The organism is Burkholderia sp. Tr-20390 (assembly GCF_017104595.1).
Classification (GTDB): Bacteria; Pseudomonadota; Gammaproteobacteria; order Burkholderiales; family Burkholderiaceae; genus Burkholderia.
The window spans coordinates 1-493 of record NZ_JAAGPC010000457.1 but is presented as its reverse complement, the minus strand read 5'-3'; the positions used below and the strand labels follow the sequence as shown (position 1 = coordinate 493).

The following is a 493-nucleotide window of genomic DNA, read 5'->3' as shown; positions in this document are numbered from 1 at the left end:
GCCGCCGGGATGGCGCGCGACCTGCATCGCGAGCACCCGGTGTTCCGCGCCGCGCTCGACGACGTGTGCGGGCGGTTCGCGGGGGCGGCCGGGCTGGCGCTCGAACCGTACCTGCTGGGCGACGCGAGCACCACCGACACGGCGCTGGTCCAGCCGCTGCTGTTCGCGTACGAGTACGCGCTGTATCAGGCGTGGGCGGCGCTGGGGGTGACGCCGGACTACCTGATCGGCCACAGCCTCGGCGAACTGGTCGCCGCGTGCTGCGCGGGCGTGTTCTCGCTCGACGACGCGGTCGGCCTCGTGGCGGCGCGCGCGGCGGCGATGCAGGCGCAGCCGGCCGGCGCGATGCTGTCGGTATCGATCGCGGAGGACGAACTGGCCGCGCAGCTGCCGCCGACGCTCGCCGTCGCGGCGGTCAACGGGCCGCTGCAGTGCGTGGTGTCCGGCCCGGTGGACGCGGTCGACGCGTTCGCGGCGCACCTGCGCAACGCGA

General features: G+C 75.5%; 1 protein-coding gene. It reads left to right on the top strand.

Annotated elements, in window-relative coordinates; translation table 11 throughout:
- Positions 1–493 (top strand): acyltransferase domain-containing protein (locus G3N98_RS39520; RefSeq protein WP_206151152.1); only part of this gene is annotated, 493 nt, incomplete at both ends.